This is a genomic window from Novimethylophilus kurashikiensis, assembly GCF_003112435.1.
Classification (GTDB): Bacteria; Pseudomonadota; Gammaproteobacteria; order Burkholderiales; family Methylophilaceae; genus Novimethylophilus; species Novimethylophilus kurashikiensis.
In genome coordinates this window covers 262,920-284,195 of record NZ_BDOQ01000002.1, presented here as the reverse complement: position 1 = coordinate 284,195, position 21,276 = coordinate 262,920, and the positions used below count along the sequence as shown (strand labels likewise).

Below are 21,276 nucleotides of genomic sequence, written 5' to 3'. Positions count from 1 at the left end.
AGCATAACGTGACCAAGTGGCCACTTTATGGTTAACGGCACAGTTATTTAGATCCGGTGAAGCTGAATTATTGGCGGAAGCGGTGAGATTCGAACTCACGGTAGAGTCGCCCCTACGACGGTTTTCAAGACCGTTGCCTTAAACCACTCGGCCACGCTTCCGTTAAAGAAACACTCGATTGAGCGTTTCGTGGGGCGAGATTCTAACACAAGACGCCCATTATTCATCAGGCAACTGCTGCCCCGGAAACAGCACATCGGCAAAGCCGAAATTGCGGAAATCTCGAATCCTCATGGGATAGAGAATACCCCAGAGATGATCACACTCATGCTGCACCACACGGGCATGAAAGCCGCTCACGGTGCGGTCGATAGCATTGCCGTATTGATCGAATCCCTGGTAGCGTAGCTTGATGTGCCGGGGCACGATGCCGCGCATGCCAGGTACGGAAAGGCACCCTTCCCAACCGTCTTCCATGTCTTCCGAAAACTCGGTCAATACCGGGTTGATCAACACCGTGTACGGGACTTCCTCCGCGTCAGGATAGCGCGGGTTTTTGCCGACGCCGAAAATCACCACTTGCACGCTTTCACCGATCTGCGGTGCCGCGATACCAGCCCCATCCATCGCGCCCATGGTGTCTTGCATGTCCTGAATCAAGGCATGCAACTGAGGAGTATCGAACGCCTCGATCTTCACTGCTTGTTGCAGCAACACAGGATCACCCATGCGCAGCACGGTTCTAACGGCCATGGATCACCACCAGATGCTCGAGAATGGAACGCACGCGAGTCATGGCATCGCCCAGAACGGCGTTAATGTCTTGGTAACGAATGCCGCTTTCGCTCTCACCACGGCCTGCAGCCTGGTTTGCCACCACGGCAATCGCTGCATAGTTAACATCCAGTTCGCGCGCCAATACAGCTTCCGGCATGCCTGTCATACCGACCATGGTCGCACCGTCGCGTTCCAACCGGTTGATTTCGGCCGCCGTCTCCAACCGCGGCCCTTGCACGGCGGCATAAACGCCGCCGTCGATATAGCTTTCGCCTGCTTGGGTAATGGCTTCCATGCAAAGCTTGCGCAGGTCTGCGGAATACGGTTGCGTAAAGTCGATATGAGTCACAGGCGTTTCGCCCACTTCATCGTAATAAGTGCTTCGACGTCCCCAGGTGTAGTCGATGATTTGATCTGGAATGGCTATCGTCCCCGCCTTCAGGTCGGCATGAATGCCGCCGACTGTGGCCACGGAAACGATATCCGTCACGCCTTGCTCACGCAGCGCCCAGATGTTGGCACGGTAATTCACCAGATGCGGCGGAATGGTATGGCCGTAGCCATGGCGTGCCATGAAGGCCACTTGGTGCCCCCTAATACTGCCGAATGTAATGGCGCCGGATGGCTCGCCGTATGGGGTTCTCACGACCATACGGTTGTTGATTTCCAGATTGGCCAGTTGCGTCAGCCCTGTGCCGCCGATGATTCCCAACATTTAGATTGTTCTCCCGATTGTTGCGCCCAATTCTAGCGCAATTGGGGCGGCAAGTCGGGGTGCTATACTCCGCACCCATGCACGACTCTCATCACAGGGCGGAACAGGACAGTCTGAAGCTGGCCAATAGCCATTACGAAAACTTCCCCGTCGCATCGGTATTGCTGCCAATGCGTCTGCGCCGTGCTATCGGCGTCATTTACGCTTTTGCCCGCAACGCAGACGATTTTGCCGATGAGGGCGACCTGCCGCCGGAACAGCGCCTTGCCTTGCTGGACGGCTATCGCAAGCAGCTCGACCGCATCGCCGCGGGCGAAACGCCTGAAGAACCGCTATTCATCGCCGTTGCAGCCATCATTCGGGAACATGCCCTGCCTATTCAGCTGTTCCACGACTTGCTCGATGCATTCAGCCAGGACGTGGTGAAGAAACGCTACGAGAACCTGGGCGAACTTATGGATTATTGCCGACGCTCGGCCAATCCTATTGGTCGTCTCTTGCTGCATCTCTACAAGGAGACGGATGAGCGCAACCTGGCCTATTCCGATGCCATTTGCTCGTCCTTGCAGATCATCAATTTCCTGCAAGACGTGGCTATCGACTATAAAAAGGATCGCATCTATATCCCGCAGGACGACCTGCGCAAATTCCGCATATCCGAGCAGCAAATCGCCAACGGCGACGCGGGTGGCAACTGGTGGATGCTGATGCAATTCGAGATCGAGCGCACCCGTCGTTTGCTTCAAGCAGGTGCGCCGCTCGGCCTGGTGCTCAAGGGCCGCATCGGCCTGGAAATGCGCAGTATCATCGCCGGTGGCGAAACCATCCTGCGCAAGCTGCACCGCAGTCATGGCGACATGTTTAATCACCGTCCCGTTTTGCGCCCATGGGATTGGGCCTATATCCTCTACCGCGCCGTCAGAGCCAAATAAACCATGACGCCCCAACAATATTGCCAGGACAAGGCAGCCGCTAGCGGCTCCAGCTTCTACTACAGCTTCCTGTTTCTGCCCAAACCAAGAAGAGAAGCCATCACTGCCCTCTACGCTTTCTGCCGCGAAGTGGACGATGTGGCCGACGAGTGTAGCGACATCAACCTTGCCCGCACCAAGCTCGCCTGGTGGCGGCAGGAAGTCGGCAATCTCTACGCCGGGAATCCTCAGCACCCCGTAACACAAGCACTGGAATCAGCAGTGCGAGACTATGGCCTGGACGAGGAGCATCTGCTAGAGATCATCGACGGCATGGAAATGGACCTCGACCAGAACCGTTATGCCGATTTCAAGGAACTGCAGCTTTATTGCTACCGCGTCGCCAGCGTCGTGGGCCTGCTCTCCGCTGCCATTTTCGGCTATACCGACCGCAAGACGCTGAAATATGCCCACGATCTTGGCATGGCGTTCCAGTTGACCAACATCATCCGCGACGTGGGCGAAGATGCCCGTCGCGGCCGCATCTACCTGCCGACGGATGAATTGCAGCAGTTCAGTGTTTCGGAAATCGACATCCTGCACGGACACGAAACCGAAAACGTGCGCAAACTGTTGCAGTTTCAGATCGCCCGTGCCCAGGAGTTCTACGATAAGGCATTTGCCGAGCTGCCGGCCGTTGACCGCCGTGCCCAGCGCCCCGGCCTCATGATGGCTGCGATTTATCGCACCGTGCTGGACGAAATCGCCGACGGCGATTGCGAAAAAGTGCTCAACCAGCGCATCAGCCTGACACCGCTACGCAAGCTGTGGCTGGCCTGGAAAACCTGGATCGCCGGTTAGCGGAGAAACGCGTCATGGTGGAGTCCCGCAAATCCGAAGGCATGTACGCAGCCCCGTTGGAAGACACCTTCAACAAGGTGCTCTCGCCGCTGGAAGACTTCATTCACCGCCGGACCACGGGCGGACTACTGCTCATGGCGGCTGCGATTTTGGCACTGTTGGCCGCCAACAGCCCCTGGGCCGAGGTCTATGCGCATCTGCTCCATCTCGGCGGCATCCGCAAGGTGATGCCGTATTTCATCGTCGCCACCCTGCTCTGGTATGCGCTGCTGCAATCGGGCGTACATGCCACATTGGCCGGTGTGCTCGCAGCCTTCACCATCCCCGCCCGTCCCAAATACGACGCGCCGCTGTTCAGCCGGCGCATCAGCCATTTTCTGGAACGCTTCGACCATAGCCATCGTGCCGATTCGAACATCATGACCAACGACGAGCTGCGCACCATCGTACATAGCATGGAACAGGACGCTCGACGGGTGGGCACGCCGTTGCAGCGCATGGAGCACGCATGGCACCTGCCTGTCGCCTTTCTCATCGTGCCGGTGTTCGCCCTGTGCAACGCAGGCATTCCTTTAGAGATCGATCAACTTGGAGCGGTATTGCGGCACCCCGTAACGCAGGGCGTGATGGCCGGGCTGGTGCTGGGCAAGTTCATCGGCATCAGCGGCGCAAGCTGGGCGGCATTGAAACTCGGCATCGCCCAACTCCCTGCCGGCACCCATTTCAAACAGATCATAGGCGTTTCACTATTGGGCGGCATCGGCTTCACCATGGCCATCTTCATCGCCGAACTCGGCTTCGGCCACGAGCCGGAAATGCTGCTGATGGCAAAAACCGGCATCCTGGCCGCCTCCGTGCTGGCAGGTGTCACCGGGTTCGCTTGGCTATGGCTGGCAGCCGAACGCAAACCGGGTTAAGCGATGTATATTCCGCATCATTTTCAGGCGCCGGGCATAGCGGCCATGCATGCCTTGATGGCGGACAGAGCGCTTGCTACCTTGGTGACACTGAATGGCGGACGCATGGATGCCAATCACATTCCGCTGCATTTCGAGCCCCAGGCTTCCCTAAACGGCAGCCTGCAGGGGCATATCGCCAAGGCAAATCCCATTTATGCCGGGGCCAATGAGAAAATCGACGCACTGGCTATTTTTCACGGCCCGGATAGCTATGTTTCACCCAATTGGTATCCCACCAAACAAGAGCACGGCAAAGTTGTTCCCACCTGGAACTACATCGTCGTTCATGCCCGCGGCAAGCTTCGTTTCATCGATGATCCCGTGTGGATACGCGCCCAGCTCGATACGCTTACTGCCCAGCATGAAGCGGCCTTCACGCCGGCATGGAAGACGGGAGATGCCCCGCCCGAATACATCGATCGCATGATGACAGCGATCGTCGGCATCGAGATCGCGGTCGAGACTCTCGAAGGCAAATGGAAAATCAGCCAGAACCAGCCCCGGCAGAACCAGCAAGGCGTCATTGCCGGGCTTAAGTCTGCGAGTCAGCCCGACGGCCTCGCCATCGCGGCTTGGATGGCGGCAAGCGAGCGCGAAGGCTGATGGGGGCAGCGCCGCTTAAAGTTGCCGTCATCGGCGGAGGATGGTCCGGTCTTGCCGCAGCGGTCGAACTCGCGCATGCCGGGGTTTCGGTCACGGTATTCGAAGCGGCGCCCAACCTTGGAGGGCGCGCGCGGGGTTTCAGTCGCAACGGTTTGCAGCTCGACAACGGTCAGCATATCCTGCTGGGTGCCTATCGCCAGACCTTGCAACTGCTGCGTAAGGTCGGCGTGGATGAGCACCGCGTCTTGCAGCGTCTTCCGTTGCGGTTGGAAACGCCGGGGCACCTGTTGCTATCGACGCCGCGCCTGCCTGCGCCGCTGCATCTGGCAGCAGGCTTGCTGCGCGCCGCAGGCTTGAGCTGGGCTGAACGCTGGGCGGCACTACGTTTTGTGATCGGTCTGCGCAAGGCCGGTTTTCGTGCCCCCCGGCCGCAAACCAGCGTTGCCGATCTGCTCGCAAGCCAGCCGGAACGCCTGGTGAAGCTATTGTGGGAACCCTTGTGCCTCGCCGCACTTAACACCCCCATCGGCACGGCGTCGGCGCAGGTCTTTCTTAACGTGCTGCACAACAGCTTCGGCCGTGCCCGTGCTGATAGCGACCTGTTGCTGCCCCGCGTGGATCTTTCCTCCTTGTTCCCCCTCGCCGCGGCAGATGACATCCGGGCGAGAGGCGGCGAGGTTCGCATTGCCGCCACCGTTTCGACTATCGTTGCGAACCATAGCAAGGTCGAAGTGGATGGCGAACCCTTCAGCCATGTCATTTGCGCCGTCTCGCCGCACAACCTGCCGCGTCTGCTGGCCTCCCTGCCGGAAATGACGCCGCTGCTCGACCAAGTCGCTCGGCTCGATTACCAGCCCATTGCCACCGTCTACCTGCAGTATCCGCAACAAGTCGCCCTGCCCTTCCCCATGCTGGGCATGACGGGCGGATTCGGGCAATGGGTTTTCGACCGGGGAGAATTGTGCAAACAAGCAGGTTTACTGGCCGTGGTCATCAGCGCCGAAGGGCCGCACCTGCAATTGCCGCAGGAGGCGCTCGCCGATGCAGTGCACGCAGAGTTGCAAACCCTGCTGGGGCCGCTATCGCCCCCGGAGTGGCATCAGGTCATCATTGAAAAACGCGCCACTTTCGCTTGCGTGGCTGACATGCAACGCCCTAACCACATCACGCCACACCCAAGAATACTGATTGCCGGCGACTACACCACGGGTGATTATCCCGCCACGCTGGAAGGTGCCGTCCGCAGCGGGGTACAATGCGCGACTCTATTAATTTCGCAAGCCGACTCATGAACTACCAAGCTCCCGCCCAGCATCTCAAGGACCGCGTCATTCTCATCACCGGTGCCGGTCAAGGGATTGGTGCGACGGCGGCAAAAGCCTTTGCCGCCCAGGGTGCCACCGTCATCCTGCTAGGACGCAAGCAAAGCAAGCTGGAAGAGGTCTACGACGAGATCGAAGCCGCCGGACATCCTCAGCCGGCGATTTTCCCGGTGGATCTGGCGAAAGCCAACCAGGCCGAATTCACAGCACTGGCCGAGGCCATCTATGCCCAGCTCGGTCGACTCGACGGCATCCTGCACAACGCAGCCCGATTCGATAACCTGAGCCCGCTCGAAATCCAGAACGCCGAGCAATTCAACGGCATGCTGCGCGTGAACCTGATCGCGCCCTTCCTGCTGACCAAGGCCTGTTTCCCGCTACTGAAGCGTTCGCCGGACGCATCGGTCGTATTCACATCCACCACGGCCGCGCATCATCCCGCTGCTTTCTGGGGTGCACACGCCATTTCGAAGAGCGCTGCCGAAACCATGGCGAAAATCTGGTCGGAAGAAATTGGCCTGCTGCCGAATCTGCGGATGAACACGGTTATCCCCGGAGCCATCCAAACGCCGCAACGCAAAAAATCCCACCCGGGTGAATTGGCAGAAAATCGACCGGAAATCGATGCCATCATGCCGTTGTACCTTTACTTGATGGGGCAGGACAGCGCTGGAGTGAACGGTGAGATTTTCGAAGCACTCAAGCCATAACTCGATGCAAAAGCTTAGTCTGTCTGCAGTGCTATCGGCGCTGACCCTGGCGCTCAACTCGCCATCAGTTCTGGCTGCAGATCAGTTCTCCGTGGAGGCTTTCTACAAAGATGGGGCATTGACCTCGTTAATCTTCGATTATCGGGAAGGCCGCAATAAGGCAGTACCGGGATTCTCCGCCAACAACGTACACGTAGCCGGTTCAGCCTGCTACGCCAGAATTCCGGGAAGCGACAACCTCTCTGCTTACTTGCAGTCCATCAAGAATAAGCCGCTATACCGTGAAATCGAAGAAACTCGCGGGAGGATGCGGGCCGCAGTGGGCAAGAACAAACTCGATGTCTGGCAGGAAGTGCTATGCGTAAGCACCAAACAGCCCATTCCCTACTCTGCTACCGGTGCCAATAATGGCGGAAAATGGAGCTCCATTCCAATCACGCTTAATGGTGATAAGCAAGGCGCCTGGAACGATGTGTTTACCGTCCTAAGACCAAACCACATCTATTCGATCACCGTACACCCAACGGCCATTAAACCGCAGAACTAACCGTTTCGTAGCGCATTCATCGCCTGCTCTACCCGCTCCACAGCAATGACTTCTAGGCCAGGGATCGCCTGCTTGGGTTGATTAGCTTTGGGCACGATGGCCTTGGTGAATCCCAGCTTAGCGGCCTCCTTGAGACGTTCCTGCCCGCGCTGGACAGGACGCACTTCCCCGGCCAAACCAATCTCGCCGAACACGACAAGTTTTTCTGGCAAGGGACGGTTCTTGAGACTGGAGACAATCGCCATGAGCACGGCCAAGTCGGCAGCGGGCTCCGTAATCTTGACGCCACCTACCGCATTGACGAACACATCCTGGTCGAAACAAGCCACACCGGCATGACGATGCAGCACAGCGAGCAGCATGGCGAGGCGGTTCTGTTCGAGACCGACGGATAAGCGCTTGGGATTGGGTGCATGCGCCTCGTCAACCAACGCCTGCACTTCCACCAACAGTGGACGTGTGCCTTCCTGGGTCACCATGACGCACGAGCCCGCCACTTGCTCGCTGTGATGAGACAGGAACAAGGCCGAGGGATTGCTGACTTCGCGCAGGCCTTTTTCCGTCATGGCGAACACGCCTAGTTCGTTCACTGCGCCGAAACGATTCTTGAAGGCGCGGATGAGGCGGAAGCTGGAGTTGGAATCCCCCTCGAAATACAGCACGGTATCGACGATGTGTTCGAGTACGCGCGGTCCGGCCAGCGTGCCTTCCTTGGTCACGTGACCGACGAGGATGACGGTCACGCCGCTTTGCTTGGCGAGTCGAGTCAGCTGCGCAGCGCATTCTCGTACTTGCGCGACCGAACCCGGTGCGGATTGCAGCGCTTCGGAATAGAGGGTTTGGATAGAATCGATAACGGCGATTTCGGGCTTGTGCGATTCCAGCGCAGCGCTGATTTTCTCCAGGCTGATCTCGGCCAGGAGTTGCACAGGGCTGGCGTCCAGGCTCAGCCGCTTGGCTCGCAGCGCAATCTGCTGCGCCGATTCTTCGCCGCTCACATAGAGCACCTTATGCTGATGGCCAAGATGACAAAGCGTTTGCAGCAGCAAGGTCGATTTTCCGATGCCCGGATCGCCGCCGATCAGCACTACGCCGCCCCGCACCAAGCCGCCGCCGAGTACACGATCGAATTCCGCAATCCCGGTGGGCTGGCGCGGCACTTCCGCCGCTTCCACATCGGCCAGGCTCTGCACGCTGCTGGTTTTGGCCAGCGCCGCATAGCGATTGGTCGTGGCCGGTGCCGATTCGGCGATGGTTTCGACCATGGTGTTCCAAGCCATGCAGTGCGGACACTGGCCCTGCCATTTAGGGCTCTGGCCGCCGCATTCGGTACAGGTGTAAACGGTTTTTTGTTTGGCCATCAATCCTGCTCCGCTAATCCTGTTCCTTGGGCACGCGCGGCGCCAAGGCGCATAGCAGCTCATAGCCCACCGTACCCGAAGACATTGCCACCTCATCGACGGAAACGTGCTCACCCCAGAGTTCGACCGGGCTGCCGACATCGGCTTCTGGAATACCCGTGAGGTCGACGTACAGCATGTCCATCGAGACCCTGCCCAAGGTGCGAGTGCGTTTACCCGCCACCCAAATCGGCGTGCCCGTCGGGGCATGGCGTGGATAGCCGTCTGCATAACCGCAGGCGACAACGCCAACCCTCACCGGTAGTTCGGCCCTGAACAGGCGTCCGTAGCCGACTGTACTACCTGGGCTCATGTCTTGAGTTGCGATAATGCGGCTGGTCAAGCTCATAGCCGGTTTCAGGCCGATTTCCTGAGCACTTTGGTCGGCGAAAGGACTGGAACCGTAGATCATGATGCCGGGACGCACCCAATGCAGGCGGACTTCCGGATAACGAATCAACGCTGCGGAATTGGCGACGGATTTAGGTAGGTTGATTTCTTCAGTGAGAGAATTGAAGCGGTCGAGCTGTTCGGCAATGCCGACGGCTTCATCGGCAGTAGCAAAATGCGTCATCAAGGCCATGTTGCGGACATTACGACACGTTTTGAGGCGGTCGTATGCAGCCCAGAAACGGGTCGGCAGGAACCCAAGACGATTCATGCCGGTGTTGATCTTGATGAAAACGGCTATCGGCTGCGGCAGTTGCGCTTGTTCAAGAAGACGAATCTGGTCTTCGTTGTGTACGACCAGGGCAAGCCGATGCTGCGCGGCGACAACGATATCGTCTGCATCGAACGCGCCTTCCAGCAGCAAAATCGTTTGCTGGAACCCGGCCTCGCGTAGTGCTACCCCCTCTTCCGCTCGCAGCACGGCAAAACCTTCCGCATCTTTCAGGGCTTCCGCCACGCGCAACATGCCGTGACCGTAACCATCCGCCTTGATGACGGCGAGGATGCTGGATTGCGGGGCCAGCGATTTGGCTAGCGCGAGGTTGTGCTGCAAGGCGGCCGTGTGGATCACAGCGCGGATGGGGCGGGGCATCAGTATTGCTCGGACACGTAGTTTTCGAAGCGAGTGTTCTCGCCCTTGAAGGTAAGTCGCACGGTGCCGGTCGGGCCGCTACGCTGCTTGGCGATGATGACTTCGGCCGAACCTTTGAACTGGGTATCCTTGTTGTAGACCTCGTCCCGGTAGAGAAACAGGATCACGTCGGCGTCCTGCTCGATAGCGCCGGATTCGCGCAAGTCGGACATCACCGGGCGTTTGTCGGTCCGGTCTTCGATCTTACGGTTCACCTGCGACAAGGCGATAATAGGTACGTCCAGCTCCTTGGCCAGAGACTTCAAGGAGCGCGAGATTTCCGACACTTCATTGGCGCGGTTTTCGGTCGGCCGCACCGAGGTCATGAGCTGCAAATAGTCGATGACGATGAGGCCGAGTTTCTTGCCCTCGATGGTTTCGCATTGACGCTTGAGTCGGCGAGCACGCGCCCGCAATTCCATGTAGTTGATACCGCCGGTTTCGTCGATGTGGATAGAGGCATCGTTGAGCTTGCCCAGCGCGTAGGTAAGACGTTCCCAATCGTCGTCTTCAAGCTTGCCGGTACGCATTTTCTGCTGGTCGATCTTGCCGACGGAGCCGATCAGACGCATGGCTAGCTGCGTGCTCGGCATTTCCAGGCTGAATACGGCGACGGACATATCGGCCACCAATGCCACATGCTCGGCAATATTGAGCGCAAATGCGGTCTTACCCATAGCGGGACGACCCGCAATAATGATAAGTTCGCCCCCGTGCATGCCGGAAGTCATGCCGTCGAGGTCGGTATAACCGGTCGGTACGCCGGTAATACCGCTTGGATCGTCGAGGTTGGACAGCTTGTCGAGTTGCTCGACGACGAGCGGCAGTACGGACTTGATGTCGATGAAACCTTGGGCAGCGCGGGCACCGTGCTCTTTGATCTCGAAAATCTTGGCTTCAGCTTCGTCCAGCAAGGCACTGGCGTCCTTGCCTTGAGGATTGAACGCACTTTCTGAAATACTGGAGCCGACTTCGACCAGGCGCCGCATGACCGCACGCTCCCGCACGATTTCGGCGTAGCGGCGGATATTGGCGGAACTGGGGATGTTCTGGGCCAGTGCACCGAGGTAGGCAATCCCGCCCACGCTGCCGAGCTGGCCGGTGCCTTCGAGCGACTCGGCCACCGTGACAATATCGGCAGGCCGCGCACGTTCGATCAGGCGCGAAATATGCTCGTAGATGAGCCTGTGGTCGTGGCGGTAGAAATCTTCCGTGCCCACAAGGTCCGCAATGCGGTCCCATGCGTCGTTTTCGAGCAGCAGGCCGCCCAGAACGGACTGCTCGGCTTCTACGGAATGGGGCGGAAGTTTGAGAAATTCTAGGGTGTCGTCAGCCATCCGCGCATTATAAACGTGAGGGCAAGCCCTCAGGAAAAAATGAGCGGAACGACGATTCGCAGTCCAACCTTTCAGACTCAGGCTCTTACTTGATGATATGTTGATACTCATCAGTGCAATCGCCCTTTTGACCGGCTTCTTGCTGGGCCGCGCACGCGCCATGGGCCGGGAAAATGCCAGCGTTCGCAACCAGATGGAACTCTGGCAGCGCAGCTTTGAGAAGCGTTTCTACAGCATCCTGGAGTATGCCTCCATCGGCATGGCGAGCGTGACACTGGGCGGCCGTATCATCGAGGTCAACCATCAGTTCTCCGCCATCCTCGATTACCTCAAGGAAGAACTCGAATCGGCCAGCCTGGAGGATATATGCCACCCGGACGACCTCGCACTCAACCTGTTCAATATCGACCGTCTTATCAAGCGTTTCACCGATGCCTGCCAGTTGGAAAGCCGCTACCTGACCAAGGATGGACGCACGGTGTGGGTGCTGCAAACCATCTCGCTCCTGGTCAGCGATCAAGGCACGCCGCTGCATCTGATCATCCAGATACAGGACATCACCGAGCGCAAGCAACACGAACATGCCTTGCGCGAAAACGAATATCGCTTGCGCACCATGCTGGACAGTGTCCCGGCACGGATTTCCTACTGGAACCGCGAACTGCGCAACGAATTCGCCAACAGCGGATACGAGGAGTGGTTCGGGTTTACGCCGGAGCAGATGCTGGGACGTCACTTCCGCGAGGTGATCGGGGAAGAGCGCTACCAGGCCAATCTATCCCACATCGAAGCCGTGCTACGCGGCGAGCCGCAGCTATTCGAACGCGAATTCACCGACATGCGCGGGATTTCCCATTACGCTCAAATCACCTATCAACCGGATATTTCAGGCGGGCAAGTGCGCGGCTTTTTCGCACAGGTAACCGATATCACGCAACGTCGCCAGTCCGAACAGGAACTCCGCAAGAGCGAACAGCTTTTCCGCAATGTGTTGGAAAACGCGCCCATCGGCATGGCGCTGGTCGCACTGGACAACCACTTCAAGCAGGTCAACCAGGCGTTTTGCCGGATTTCCGGCTATACGTGGGAAGAATTGATGTCGCTGACGACCTCCGATATCACGCATCCGGACGATAACCAGAGCTATCAAGCCATCGTTCAGCGCCTCAAGGATGGCGAGATCGATGCCTACGAAATCGAAAAACGTTACCTGCACAAGGATGGCACCATCGTATGGGTGCAGCTTACTGCGTCTCTACTGCGCAACGAGAGCGGCAAGCCCTATCAGATCATCAAGCAGGTGCAGGACATCACCGAACGCAAGCAACTGGAATTCGACCTGGAGCGGCAGGCGCACACGGATTATTTGACCGGGCTCGCGAATCGACGGCATTTCCTCGAACTCGCCGAGCACGAACTCGCCCATGTACGGCGTTATGGCGGCGATTTAGCCGTGGCCATGCTGGATCTCGATCATTTCAAGAACATCAACGACACTTACGGCCATCAGGTGGGGGATATTGTGCTGAAAACGCTGGCCGCACTATGCCACCAAATGCTGCGTAACGTAGACGTGATCGGCCGTATCGGCGGCGAGGAGTTCGCCATCCTGTTTCCGGAAACCGACATGCAGGAGGCGCATGAAATTGTTGAGCGGTTGCGCATTGCCATCGCCAGAAAAGACGTGCCGACGGCAGAAAACGGCGCTATCCGCTTTACCGCGTCCATCGGCATCGCTGCCTATACCCCTTCGGATACGGGTATCGATATCTTGATGAGCCGTGCCGACAAGGCACTCTACGATGCAAAGATGACAGGCCGCAATCGCGTCGCCCAGGCAGAAAGCGGGCCCTGAAAAGCAAAAGGGCTGCCGAAGCAGCCCTTTTTCACCATTCCCCGAAGGGAGATGAATTATTCGCCTTGCACGGAGACGGTGATGTCGACCACCACGTCGTGATGCAGGGCCACACTGACCGGATGGTCACCGATGGTCTTGATATGACCGTTCGGCATGCGAACTTCGGCCTTGGCCACTTCGTGACCTTGAGCCTTCAGTGCATCAGCGATGTCGCCGTTGGTGACGGAGCCGAACAGGCGACCGTCAACTCCAGCCTTTTGAGTCAGTTGCAGCGTGAAGCCAGCCAGCTTTTCGCTGCGAGCTTGTGCGCTTGCCAGGATTTCGGCTTGCTTCTTTTCCAGCTCGGCACGGCGAGCAGCGAATTCAGCCTTGTTGGCTTCGGTCGCACGCTTGGCCTTGCCTTGCGGGATCAGGAAGTTACGGCCGTAGCCATCCTTGACCTTGACGATGTCGCCCAGCTGACCGAGGTTAACAACTTTTTCCAGAAGAATAACTTGCATGTTGCGCTCCTCTTAGTGCTTGTCGGTATAGGGCAACAGCGCCAGGAAACGGGCGCGCTTGACCGCGGTGGAAAGTTGACGCTGATAGCGTGCCTTGGTACCGGTAATGCGAGCCGGAATGATCTTGCCGTTTTCGGTGATGAAGTCCTTCAGCACGTCAACATCCTTGTAATCCACTTCCACAGTGCCTTCGGCAGAGAAGCGGCAGTAACGCTTGCGCTTGAACATATCGCGTGACATGGTAATTGCCTTTCGTTAAATACTATTCAGTTTCGAGTTCGTTGAGATGCAGTACCAGCCGGTCGTTCTTGAGGCTTTTTCTGACCAGGAAGCCGGCGACTTTGACTTTGTCGCCCAGATTCAGCGTTTGCGCTTTCTTGGTCAGCTCGCCCATGGCCATCGCAGGAACTTCACATTCGGCTTGCCGTTTCATGCCCGCCTCGATCTGGATCGAAGCATGCCTGATGGTTAACGACAACACCGGAATTCCCGCGGGGGTGTGACGCAAGACTTCTAGCGCCACCACTTCGCCGGAAAGCTCCAGCCGGTTGCAGCTCACTTAGGCTGCAGCTGCAGCTTCTTCTGCCGGTGCTTCAGGCTTCGTACCGATGATGGTCTTGGCCTTTTCTTCCTTCATCATCACGGAAGGCGTAGTTACCGCTTCCTTCATGACGATGGTCAGATGGCGCAGCACAGCGTCGTTGAACTTGAAACCATGTTCGAGTTCGTCCAGGGTTTCCTGGTTGCACTCGATGTTCATGAGCAGGTAGTGCGCTTTGTGGATTTTCTGGATCGGGTAAGCCAGTTGACGGCGGCCCCAGTCTTCCAGACGGTGGATCTGGCCGCCGGAAGCGGTGATCTGATTGCGATAACGCTCGATCATCGCGGGCACTTGCTCGCTTTGGTCCGGATGGACGATGAATACGATTTCGTAATGTCGCATTAAATGCTCCTTATGGATCGTAGCCTCCCGTTATGCGAAAACGGTGAGGCAAGGTTATAAAAACGGGCGCATACCGCCACCCACTCCCGGCCAAAACCGAGAGGCGCGGATTATACGCAAAAATCCTTATCCGGGCAAATTGTTTTGCACTTCCAAGCACTTGCGAAAATAGTTTAAGATGCCCCGCAACATCGCCTATAAAAACAGGGACATTTCATGGCTTCTCCCCCTATCGTTGAAGACGCCGATCTAGCAGCGCGCCGCGCAAAAACCCGCATTGGCGTGGCCGTCGTTCTGCTCGCCATCGCCCTCGGCGGTTTGACCCTATTGAGCCGCAACAACAAAACCCATACCGAACCGGCTGAATCGCCCGTTCCCAGTGAAAAACAGGAGAGTGTTGCCAGTCCAGCACCCCAGGGACCGGCACAAATCAGCAGCGAACAACAAGAACCGCCGCCACCGCCTGCAGCAACACCGGAAACGCCTGCGGCACCCACGGCAGAAACTCCGGCTGAACCACCGCCTCCGCCACCGCCCGCCCCGGTCGTGAGCAAACTGCCTCCGGAGCCTAGCCATACCGCCGCACCGGTGACACCACGCTCCGTCACGGCGGTTTCACCCAAGGCGTTGGCAGAAGAAAAAGCGGAAAAACCGGCTCCAGCAAAACCCGCACAGCCACAAGCGGAACCGGCACCTGCCAAGCAAGCCTCTGCAACACCAGAAAAACCAGTGCCGGTAGCCGCCAAACCGACCAAGGCCGAGCCCAAATCCTACGAAGTGCAGGTAGGCGTATTTACCGACATGGATAACGCCAAACAATTGCAGGCAAAGCTGGCGGAGCACGGCATTCCCTCACATACCGAAACCAAGCTCCAGATCGGCCCGTTTGCCAGCAAGGCAGAGGCTGATGCGGCGCAGGTCAAGCTCAAGGCATTGGGGATGGGGGCTGTGATCGTTCCGGGGAAATAAGCGTTACCAGCGCTGAATCGGCGCCTCGTCCATGAGCGCGATCTGCTCGCGCAGCTCCAGGATGCGGTCCTGCCAATAGCGCTGGGTATTGAACCAGGGAAAAGCGGCCGGAAAGGCAGGATCGCTCCAGCGCCGCGCCAGCCACGCGGAATAATGAATAAGCCGCAAGGTGCGCAAGGCTTCGACCAAATGCAGCTCGCGCGTATCGAATTCCATGAAATCCTCGTAGCCGGCCAGCACATCGGAAAGTTGCCGCGTCATCTCGCTGCGGTCGCCCGAAAGTAGCATCCACAAATCCTGCACGGCAGGCCCCATCCGGCTATCGTCGAAGTCCACGAAATGCGGCCCCCGCTCACCCTCGCCGTCTAGCCAGAGCACATTGCCGACATGGCAATCTCCGTGCAAACGCAGCACATCGAAATCACCTGCTCGATCGAAACACCGACGAACGCCATCCAGTGCCTGCGCAACAACGCCCTCATAAACCGCCTGCAACTCCGGAGGAATCCATCCTCCACTTATCAGATACTGGCTGGGCTCGACACCGAAACTCTCCACATCCAATACCGGACGAGCTTGATAACTAGTATGAGCGCCGACGGCATGAATGCGTCCAATAAATCGGCCCAGCCATTCCAGCGTATCGGGATTATCCAATTCCGGGGCGCGCCCACCGCGGCGCGGAAATACTGAAAAACGAAAACCTTGATAGTGATGCAATCCAATACCAGCAGCATCCACAATGGCGGGAACAACCGGAATTTCCTGCGCATCCAGCTCGGCGACGAAGGCATGTTCTTCCAGGATGGCAGCATCACTCCAGCGCTCCGGGCGGTAGAACTTGGCGACCAGGGGCGAGCCCTCCTCCATACCAACCTGATAAACGCGATTTTCGTAACTGTTGAGCGCCAGCAGGCGGCCATCGCTACGCAGGTTGATACTGTCTAGCGCATCCAGAATGAAATCTGGCGTGAGCGCCGCAAAAGGATGTTGAGATTCAGCGCTCACGGAAGTTGAGCCAAGTCGTTTAGAACGACCCGTATTCGGCTTGATGGAGGACGTAAAAGACGTTGATGCGCTCGGCAGCAATCATGTCAAGCAATCGATGGGCCTCATCGGAGCCGGTGGCAAACTCTACCGAAACCGGCAGATCGTCCGCCAATTCGAAAAAGTGCTCTTCGTGAATGCGCCCATGACGGCCGAAGCCAGCGATGGCGCGAAAAACGGAACCGCCCTTGATGCCAAGCTTGTGCGCCTTTTCGAGCACCCACTCATAGGCCAGCTTATCGCGATGCCGCGCGTTCTGTGACATGTACAGCTTCAAATAAACACCTTGCATTCTTCTTATCCTTTGATCAGGTTTATTGTGAATATGCCCAGCATGGTCATAAGCAGCGATCCGATCACGTGCAATGCAATATGTGCCGCGGCCCAGGACAACTGCTGGCGCATCAGCAATGTAACAGCTTCGGCGGAAAAGGTGGAAAACGTGGTCAGCCCGCCGAGGAAACCCGTGGTGACGAACAAACGGGCTTCGGCGGGAAGACTGGTGTAGTGAGAAAACACACCGAGCGCCAGCCCCATGACGTAACCGCCGATGAGATTGGCTGCCAGCGTGCCGAGTGGCAAGGTGGGAATGAAGGAATTCAGCAGTAGGCCCAGCCACCAGCGCATCCATGCACCGGCAGCGGCCCCCATGCCGACAGCGGCAAAGCTGCTGAATCCCATGTCAGCGAACGATTAGTCGTTGCGCCATTCCTGGTCGTGGCAATCGAACAGCTTGTCGGTGTCCGGGCCCCACGAACCAGCGGGATAAGTCTTGAGATCGGACTTGTCCTTGATCCAGGCCTTCTGGATCGAATCGACCACGCGCCATGCCCATTCCACTTCATCGAAGCGGATGAACAAGGTCTTGTCGCCGCGGATCACGTCGAGCAGCAATGCCTGGTAGGCTTCCAACGGCTTCTCGTCTGCTTGGCGATAGGATGCGTTGAGCGACACCATGCGGGTTTGCATACCGAGACCCGGTGCACGCACGTGCATTTCCATGTGCATGTCCTCGGTCGGCTGCAGCGCCAGGTAGATCCAATTCGGTTCGATCTCTTCCAGGTCGCCCTCGTGGAACAAATGCTGGGGCGGATGACGGAAGCGAATCGCGATGGTGGATTGAGTCTTGCTCAAGCGCTTGCCGGTGCGCAGGTAGAACGGCACGCCGCGCCAGCGCCAGTTGTCGATGTAGAACTTGGCGGCGACGAAGGTTTCAGTGCTCGAATCCTCGGCCACGCCTTGTTCCTGCATGTAGCCTTGCACCGGCTGGCCCTTGGAGGTGCCTTCGGTGTATTGGGCGCGCACCACGTTGTCGGCAACCTTGTCCTCGGGAATGATGCGCAGTGACTTCAGCACCTTGACCTTTTCGTCGCGTACCGCGTCGGCTTCCATCGAAGCAGGCGGTTCCATCGCCACGACGGTCAACAGCTGCATCAAGTGGTTCTGCAGCATGTCGCGCATTGCGCCGCCGGATTTATCATAATAGTCGGCGCGGGTGCCGATACCGAGATCTTCAGCCACAGTGATCTGCACGTGATTGATGAAGTTGCGGTTCCACAACGGCTCGATCAGCGTGTTGGCAAAACGGAACACGAGCAAGTTCTGCACGGTTTCCTTGCCCAGATAGTGGTCGATACGGTAAATCTGCTCTTCGTCGAAGTGCGAGTGCAGCGAACGATTGAGTTCCATCGCGGTTTCGAGGTCGGTGCCGAAGGGCTTTTCGACCACGATGCGATGCAGGCCGCGCGGTTTGGAAAAACCGAATTCGTCCAGGTAATTGATGACCGTGTTGAAGTCTTTCGGGATGATCGAAAGATAGAACACGATGTTGCTGCAGGTTGCGTCCTTCTTCTCGGCCAGACGATCCTTAAGGTGCTGGTAGAACTGAGCCTCGCGGAGGTCGCCGGAAAGATAGGAGAAGCGCTTGGCGAACTTGGCGGCAATGACAGGATCGACCTTGTCGCCGAACTTGTCGTGCAGCACCTTGTCGAGGTGCTCCAGCCAGGCTTCCTGGGTATATTCCTGGCGGCCGAGCGCGAGAATGCTCATGTCGCCGGGAATACGCCCTGCCACTTCCAGATTGTAGAGAGAAGGCAACAGCTTGATGGTTGCCAGGTTGCCGGTCGCGCCGAAAATGACGAAATGGCACGGGCCCGGAATCGTTTCGTTGCTCATGAATTAACCTCGTTGTTTTACTGCATGGCCCCCAAAGCCATTGCGCATCATTGCCAGCATCCTGCTGGCGAAATCACCCTCACCCCGGCTGGCGAATCTGGCCATTAAAGCCGTCGCCATGACTGGGGCAGGCATCCCCTGCTCCACGGATTCGATCACCGTCCAACGTCCCTCCCCGGAATCGGTGACGAATGGTTCGATCGCATCCAGCTGCTGATCCTTGGACAGAAAATCTGCCGTCAGGTCGAGCAGCCAGCTACGCACTACACTGCCGTTGCGCCACACTTCGGCGATGGCAGCCAGATCCATATCGAATTCTGTTTTACCCTTCATCAGGGCGAAGCCCTCGGCATACGCCTGCATCATGCCGTACTCGATGCCGTTATGAACCATCTTGGTGAAATGGCCGGCACCATTAGGGCCGCAATGCAGCCACCCTTGATCGGGCGCAGGCGCCAGTGCTTCAAGGAAAGGCTGCACATGTGCAACGGCCTCTTTCTCTCCGCCCACCATCAGCGAATAGCCGTTGGCAAGCCCCCAGACACCGCCTGAAGTGCCCACATCCACAAAAGACAGCCCGGCCGACTTCATCTCGATGGCGCGCAGCTGCGAATCCTTGTAGTGCGAATTGCCGCCGTCTACCAACACATCCCCAGGCTGCAACATCTGCTTCATCTGTTCCGCCACCGCATCGGTAGCCTCACCAGCCGGCAGCATGAGCCAGACGACGCGCGGCGCATCCAGCTTTGCAACGACATCTTTCAGCGAATCCGCCGGAATCATGCCGGTTTCATCAGCCAATTTACGGTTGACTTCGGCCTCGCGACTATAGCCCACCACCTCGAGTCCGGCACGTCGCATGCGACGCACCATGTTGCCGCCCATGCGGCCTAGTCCTACCATCCCAATCTTCATGGAGCTCTCCAAAATGCTTGGATTGGTACCCTTGCCCAGCCGCGGAAGCAACGGGTATCATCGAATCAAAAAATACCGCCATTATACAGAACAACACCTTCCGGAGTCCTTTTGCGCATCCTCGTAGCAACATCCGAAGCTTATCCTCTCGTGAAAACCGGAGGGCTTGCCGATGTATCCGGCGCGTTGCCTGCGGCTTTGCGGCGGCAGAAAGTTGACGCACGCCTTTTGATCCCCGGCTACCCGCAAGTACTGGCCAAGGTGAAGAATCTCACCTTCCTAACGAAACTGGACTTCATTCCGCAAGTGGGATCAGTCAACGTACTAGCAGGAGAAATGCCTGATAGCGGCGTTCCGGTCTATGTGGTTGACCACGCTGGCCTGTATCAACGGGATGGCGGACCTTATCAGGACACCTTCGGCAAAGACTGGATCGACAACCCGCTGCGCTTCGGCGTGCTCTCGCATGTCGCCGCAGTACTGAGCTCAGGGTTCAGCCCTTTGGATTGGCTGCCGGATATCGTGCATTGCAACGATTGGCAAACCGGCCTGACCCCCGCCATCCTGCACTTTTTTAGAACAACCCGCGCCAAAACGGTGCTGGGAATCCACAACCTGGCTTACCAGGGGAACTACGGCCCGGAGTGGGTCGGCAAGCTCGGCCTTCCGCCCCAAAGCTACCAAACAGATGGCCTGGAATACTACGACCAGATGTCATTCCTGAAGGCTGGGGTCTATTACTCGGATGCCATCATCACAGTCAGTCCCACCTACGCAGAGGAAATTCAGACAGAAGCTTACGGATGCGGCATGCAGGGCTTGCTGAAATCGCGTTCTCAACGCCTGCACGGCATCCTGAACGGCATCGATACGGATGAATGGAACCCTTCGATAGATCCGCACCTGATCTGCAATTACGATGCGTCACGTCTTGCGGAAAAAAGCGCCAACAAGGAAGCGCTGCAAAATCGTCTGGGATTGGATGTGGACGCGAATGCGCCCCTGCTCTCCGTGGTCAGCCGATTGGCGAGCCAGAAGGGCTTGGACTTATTGCTCAATATCGCAACCACGCTTATCCACGAAGGCGCCCAGATCGCCCTACTGGGCAGCGGGGATGCCTGGCTGGAACACGGCTACACCCAGCTTAGCAAGGCCTATCCAGGCCGCATGAGCGCGACGATTGGTTACAACGAAGGGTTGTCGCACCAGATCATGGCGAGTTCGGATATTTTTCTCATGCCCTCGCGCTTTGAGCCGTGTGGTCTCAACCAGATGTACGGCCTGGCTTACGGAACACCGCCGGTAGTGCGGCGTACAGGCGGGTTGGCCGATTCGGTTCAGGATACCGACGAAGGCGCGCTCAAGGCCGGCAAGGCCACGGGTTTCGTCTTCGAAAATGCCAATGAGCAAGAATTCATGGCCGCTATTCGCCGTGCCATTGCGCTCTTCCACGACCGCAAATCCTGGGCGCAATTGCAGCACAACGGCATGAAGCAGGATTTCAGCTGGACGCCCAGTGCCAAAAAATATCTGGATATCTATCGCGGCCTCTAGCCTCAGCCAAAAACGGGAGAAAAAGATGGCATGGATACTGCTTAAGACTCAGCAGGCTATCTCCTAGCCCATCTCCTCCCTCAAGGGCGCCT

At 57.7% G+C, this 21,276-nt stretch carries 24 protein-coding genes and 1 tRNA gene; 10 read left to right on the top strand and 15 right to left on the bottom strand.

Going from position 1 to position 21,276, the window contains the following annotated elements; translation table 11 throughout:
• Nucleotides 1-71 precede the first annotated feature (71 nt).
• The 3 genes from NMK_RS02605 to NMK_RS02595 form a co-directional block, all read right to left on the bottom strand.
• A tRNA-Ser gene (locus NMK_RS02605) sits at nt 72-161 on the bottom strand.
• Nucleotides 162-219: 58 nt separating this feature from the next.
• A complete protein-coding gene (def, locus tag NMK_RS02600; RefSeq protein ID WP_109014199.1) occupies nt 220-753 on the bottom strand; it encodes a peptide deformylase in 534 nt (177 codons plus the stop codon).
• On the bottom strand, nt 743-1,492 hold the full coding sequence (locus NMK_RS02595) for an S-methyl-5'-thioinosine phosphorylase (RefSeq protein ID WP_109014198.1): 750 nt from the start codon (nt 1,490-1,492) through the stop codon (nt 743-745). Before NMK_RS02595 ends, def begins: the two co-directional genes overlap by 11 nt.
• Before the next feature lie 77 nt (nt 1,493-1,569).
• On the opposite strand from NMK_RS02595, the gene hpnC reads away from it, so the two are divergent.
• Genes hpnC through NMK_RS02560 form a run of 7 tightly spaced genes read left to right on the top strand, consistent with a single transcriptional unit; the run spans nt 1,570 to nt 7,405 of the window.
• Complete coding sequence (gene hpnC / locus NMK_RS02590) at nt 1,570-2,424, top strand: squalene synthase HpnC (RefSeq protein WP_109014197.1); 855 nt, start codon at nt 1,570-1,572, stop codon at nt 2,422-2,424.
• Nucleotides 2,425-2,427: 3 nt separating this feature from the next.
• On the top strand, nt 2,428-3,264 hold the full coding sequence (gene hpnD / locus NMK_RS02585) for a presqualene diphosphate synthase HpnD (protein WP_109014196.1): 837 nt from the start codon (nt 2,428-2,430) through the stop codon (nt 3,262-3,264).
• Nucleotides 3,180-4,181, top strand: coding sequence for a Na+/H+ antiporter NhaA (locus NMK_RS02580; protein ID WP_227871329.1), 1,002 nt, complete (start codon nt 3,180-3,182; stop codon nt 4,179-4,181). The genes hpnD and NMK_RS02580 overlap by 85 nt, the downstream gene beginning before the upstream one ends.
• Before the next feature lie 3 nt (nt 4,182-4,184).
• Nucleotides 4,185-4,826 carry an FMN-binding negative transcriptional regulator gene (locus tag NMK_RS02575; protein ID WP_109014194.1) on the top strand — a complete coding sequence of 214 codons (642 nt, stop codon included), beginning with the start codon at nt 4,185-4,187 and terminating at the stop codon, nt 4,824-4,826.
• Nucleotides 4,826-6,118: a hydroxysqualene dehydroxylase HpnE gene (gene hpnE, locus NMK_RS02570; protein WP_109014193.1), complete on the top strand. Its 1,293-nt coding sequence runs from the start codon at nt 4,826-4,828 to the stop codon at nt 6,116-6,118. The genes NMK_RS02575 and hpnE overlap by 1 nt, the downstream gene beginning before the upstream one ends.
• Entirely contained in the window at nt 6,115-6,858 is a 744-nt protein-coding gene (locus NMK_RS02565; protein WP_227871328.1) for a YciK family oxidoreductase, read from the top strand. Before hpnE ends, NMK_RS02565 begins: the two co-directional genes overlap by 4 nt.
• A 4-nt stretch (nt 6,859-6,862) precedes the next feature.
• Nucleotides 6,863-7,405 (top strand): hypothetical protein, encoded by a 543-nt coding sequence (locus tag NMK_RS02560; protein ID WP_109014191.1) that lies wholly within the window; start codon nt 6,863-6,865, stop codon nt 7,403-7,405.
• On the opposite strand, the gene radA is transcribed toward NMK_RS02560, so the two are convergent.
• From radA to dnaB, 3 genes are read right to left on the bottom strand one after another with little or no spacing between them, the layout of a single operon-like run.
• Entirely contained in the window at nt 7,402-8,766 is a 1,365-nt protein-coding gene (radA, locus tag NMK_RS02555; RefSeq protein ID WP_109014190.1) for a DNA repair protein RadA, read from the bottom strand. The genes NMK_RS02560 and radA overlap by 4 nt on opposite strands.
• Nucleotides 8,767-8,779: 13 nt before the next feature.
• Nucleotides 8,780-9,847 (bottom strand): alanine racemase, encoded by a 1,068-nt coding sequence (gene alr / locus NMK_RS02550; RefSeq protein ID WP_109014189.1) that lies wholly within the window; start codon nt 9,845-9,847, stop codon nt 8,780-8,782.
• Entirely contained in the window at nt 9,847-11,223 is a 1,377-nt protein-coding gene (gene dnaB, locus NMK_RS02545) for a replicative DNA helicase (RefSeq protein WP_109014188.1), read from the bottom strand. The genes alr and dnaB overlap by 1 nt, the downstream gene beginning before the upstream one ends.
• A gap of 97 nt (nt 11,224-11,320) precedes the next feature.
• Here dnaB and NMK_RS02540 point away from each other — a divergent pair, with 97 nt between their 5' ends.
• Nucleotides 11,321-13,078 (top strand): GGDEF domain-containing protein, encoded by a 1,758-nt coding sequence (locus NMK_RS02540; RefSeq protein WP_109014187.1) that lies wholly within the window; start codon nt 11,321-11,323, stop codon nt 13,076-13,078.
• 56 nt (nt 13,079-13,134) lie between these two features.
• Here NMK_RS02540 and rplI read toward each other — a convergent pair whose 3' ends face one another.
• The 4 genes from rplI to rpsF are packed head-to-tail and all read right to left on the bottom strand — an operon-like array spanning nt 13,135 to nt 14,524.
• Nucleotides 13,135-13,581, bottom strand: coding sequence for a 50S ribosomal protein L9 (gene rplI / locus NMK_RS02535; protein ID WP_109014186.1), 447 nt, complete (start codon nt 13,579-13,581; stop codon nt 13,135-13,137).
• A gap of 12 nt (nt 13,582-13,593) precedes the next feature.
• Nucleotides 13,594-13,821, bottom strand: a complete 228-nt coding sequence (gene rpsR / locus NMK_RS02530) for a 30S ribosomal protein S18 (protein WP_109014185.1) — start codon at nt 13,819-13,821, stop codon at nt 13,594-13,596.
• 22 nt (nt 13,822-13,843) lie between these two features.
• Nucleotides 13,844-14,140, bottom strand: coding sequence for a primosomal replication protein N (priB, locus tag NMK_RS02525; protein WP_109014184.1), 297 nt, complete (start codon nt 14,138-14,140; stop codon nt 13,844-13,846).
• Complete coding sequence (gene rpsF, locus NMK_RS02520) at nt 14,141-14,524, bottom strand: 30S ribosomal protein S6 (protein ID WP_109014183.1); 384 nt, start codon at nt 14,522-14,524, stop codon at nt 14,141-14,143.
• Nucleotides 14,525-14,740: 216 nt separating this feature from the next.
• On the opposite strand from rpsF, the gene NMK_RS02515 reads away from it, so the two are divergent.
• A complete protein-coding gene (locus tag NMK_RS02515; protein ID WP_109014182.1) occupies nt 14,741-15,493 on the top strand; it encodes an SPOR domain-containing protein in 753 nt (250 codons plus the stop codon).
• 3 nt (nt 15,494-15,496) lie between these two features.
• On the opposite strand, the gene NMK_RS02510 is transcribed toward NMK_RS02515, so the two are convergent.
• From NMK_RS02510 to gnd, 5 genes are read right to left on the bottom strand one after another with little or no spacing between them, the layout of a single operon-like run.
• Nucleotides 15,497-16,501 (bottom strand): serine/threonine protein kinase, encoded by a 1,005-nt coding sequence (locus tag NMK_RS02510; RefSeq protein WP_109014181.1) that lies wholly within the window; start codon nt 16,499-16,501, stop codon nt 15,497-15,499.
• Nucleotides 16,502-16,520: 19 nt separating this feature from the next.
• Nucleotides 16,521-16,832 carry a DUF190 domain-containing protein gene (locus NMK_RS02505; protein ID WP_109014180.1) on the bottom strand — a complete coding sequence of 104 codons (312 nt, stop codon included), beginning with the start codon at nt 16,830-16,832 and terminating at the stop codon, nt 16,521-16,523.
• A 5-nt stretch (nt 16,833-16,837) separates the two neighbouring features.
• Nucleotides 16,838-17,221 carry a fluoride efflux transporter CrcB gene (crcB, locus tag NMK_RS02500; RefSeq protein WP_109014179.1) on the bottom strand — a complete coding sequence of 128 codons (384 nt, stop codon included), beginning with the start codon at nt 17,219-17,221 and terminating at the stop codon, nt 16,838-16,840.
• 12 nt (nt 17,222-17,233) lie between these two features.
• On the bottom strand, nt 17,234-18,715 hold the full coding sequence (gene zwf / locus NMK_RS02495) for a glucose-6-phosphate dehydrogenase (RefSeq protein ID WP_109014178.1): 1,482 nt from the start codon (nt 18,713-18,715) through the stop codon (nt 17,234-17,236).
• Between the two features lie 3 nt (nt 18,716-18,718).
• Nucleotides 18,719-19,630 (bottom strand): phosphogluconate dehydrogenase (NAD(+)-dependent, decarboxylating), encoded by a 912-nt coding sequence (gnd, locus tag NMK_RS02490; RefSeq protein WP_109014177.1) that lies wholly within the window; start codon nt 19,628-19,630, stop codon nt 18,719-18,721.
• Nucleotides 19,631-19,741: 111 nt separating this feature from the next.
• Between gnd and glgA the strand changes: the two genes are divergently transcribed.
• Nucleotides 19,742-21,184 (top strand): glycogen synthase GlgA, encoded by a 1,443-nt coding sequence (gene glgA, locus NMK_RS02485; RefSeq protein WP_109014176.1) that lies wholly within the window; start codon nt 19,742-19,744, stop codon nt 21,182-21,184.
• Nucleotides 21,185-21,276: the final 92 nt, after the last annotated feature.

Excerpts from the sequence above, each read along its gene's own strand:
- dnaB (WP_109014188.1), bottom strand. The coding sequence starts at position 11,223 with ATGGCTGACGACACCCTAGAATTTCTCAAACTTCCGCCCCATTCCGTA.
- zwf (WP_109014178.1), bottom strand. The coding sequence starts at position 18,715 with ATGAGCAACGAAACGATTCCGGGCCCGTGCCATTTCGTCATTTTCGGC.
- crcB (WP_109014179.1), bottom strand. The coding sequence starts at position 17,221 with ATGGGATTCAGCAGCTTTGCCGCTGTCGGCATGGGGGCCGCTGCCGGT.
- NMK_RS02595 (WP_109014198.1), bottom strand. The coding sequence starts at position 1,492 with ATGTTGGGAATCATCGGCGGCACAGGGCTGACGCAACTGGCCAATCTG.
- NMK_RS02575 (WP_109014194.1), top strand. The coding sequence starts at position 4,185 with ATGTATATTCCGCATCATTTTCAGGCGCCGGGCATAGCGGCCATGCAT.
- NMK_RS02540 (WP_109014187.1), top strand. The coding sequence starts at position 11,321 with ATGTTGATACTCATCAGTGCAATCGCCCTTTTGACCGGCTTCTTGCTG.
- gnd (WP_109014177.1), bottom strand. The coding sequence starts at position 19,630 with ATGAAGATTGGGATGGTAGGACTAGGCCGCATGGGCGGCAACATGGTG.
- rplI (WP_109014186.1), bottom strand. The coding sequence starts at position 13,581 with ATGCAAGTTATTCTTCTGGAAAAAGTTGTTAACCTCGGTCAGCTGGGC.
- hpnD (WP_109014196.1), top strand. The coding sequence starts at position 2,428 with ATGACGCCCCAACAATATTGCCAGGACAAGGCAGCCGCTAGCGGCTCC.
- rpsR (WP_109014185.1), bottom strand. The coding sequence starts at position 13,821 with ATGTCACGCGATATGTTCAAGCGCAAGCGTTACTGCCGCTTCTCTGCC.
- alr (WP_109014189.1), bottom strand. The coding sequence starts at position 9,847 with ATGCCCCGCCCCATCCGCGCTGTGATCCACACGGCCGCCTTGCAGCAC.
- radA (WP_109014190.1), bottom strand. The coding sequence starts at position 8,766 with ATGGCCAAACAAAAAACCGTTTACACCTGTACCGAATGCGGCGGCCAG.
- NMK_RS02505 (WP_109014180.1), bottom strand. The coding sequence starts at position 16,832 with ATGCAAGGTGTTTATTTGAAGCTGTACATGTCACAGAACGCGCGGCAT.
- hpnE (WP_109014193.1), top strand. The coding sequence starts at position 4,826 with ATGGGGGCAGCGCCGCTTAAAGTTGCCGTCATCGGCGGAGGATGGTCC.
- rpsF (WP_109014183.1), bottom strand. The coding sequence starts at position 14,524 with ATGCGACATTACGAAATCGTATTCATCGTCCATCCGGACCAAAGCGAG.
- hpnC (WP_109014197.1), top strand. The coding sequence starts at position 1,570 with ATGCACGACTCTCATCACAGGGCGGAACAGGACAGTCTGAAGCTGGCC.
- NMK_RS02515 (WP_109014182.1), top strand. The coding sequence starts at position 14,741 with ATGGCTTCTCCCCCTATCGTTGAAGACGCCGATCTAGCAGCGCGCCGC.
- NMK_RS02560 (WP_109014191.1), top strand. The coding sequence starts at position 6,863 with ATGCAAAAGCTTAGTCTGTCTGCAGTGCTATCGGCGCTGACCCTGGCG.
- def (WP_109014199.1), bottom strand. The coding sequence starts at position 753 with ATGGCCGTTAGAACCGTGCTGCGCATGGGTGATCCTGTGTTGCTGCAA.
- NMK_RS02565 (WP_227871328.1), top strand. The coding sequence starts at position 6,115 with ATGAACTACCAAGCTCCCGCCCAGCATCTCAAGGACCGCGTCATTCTC.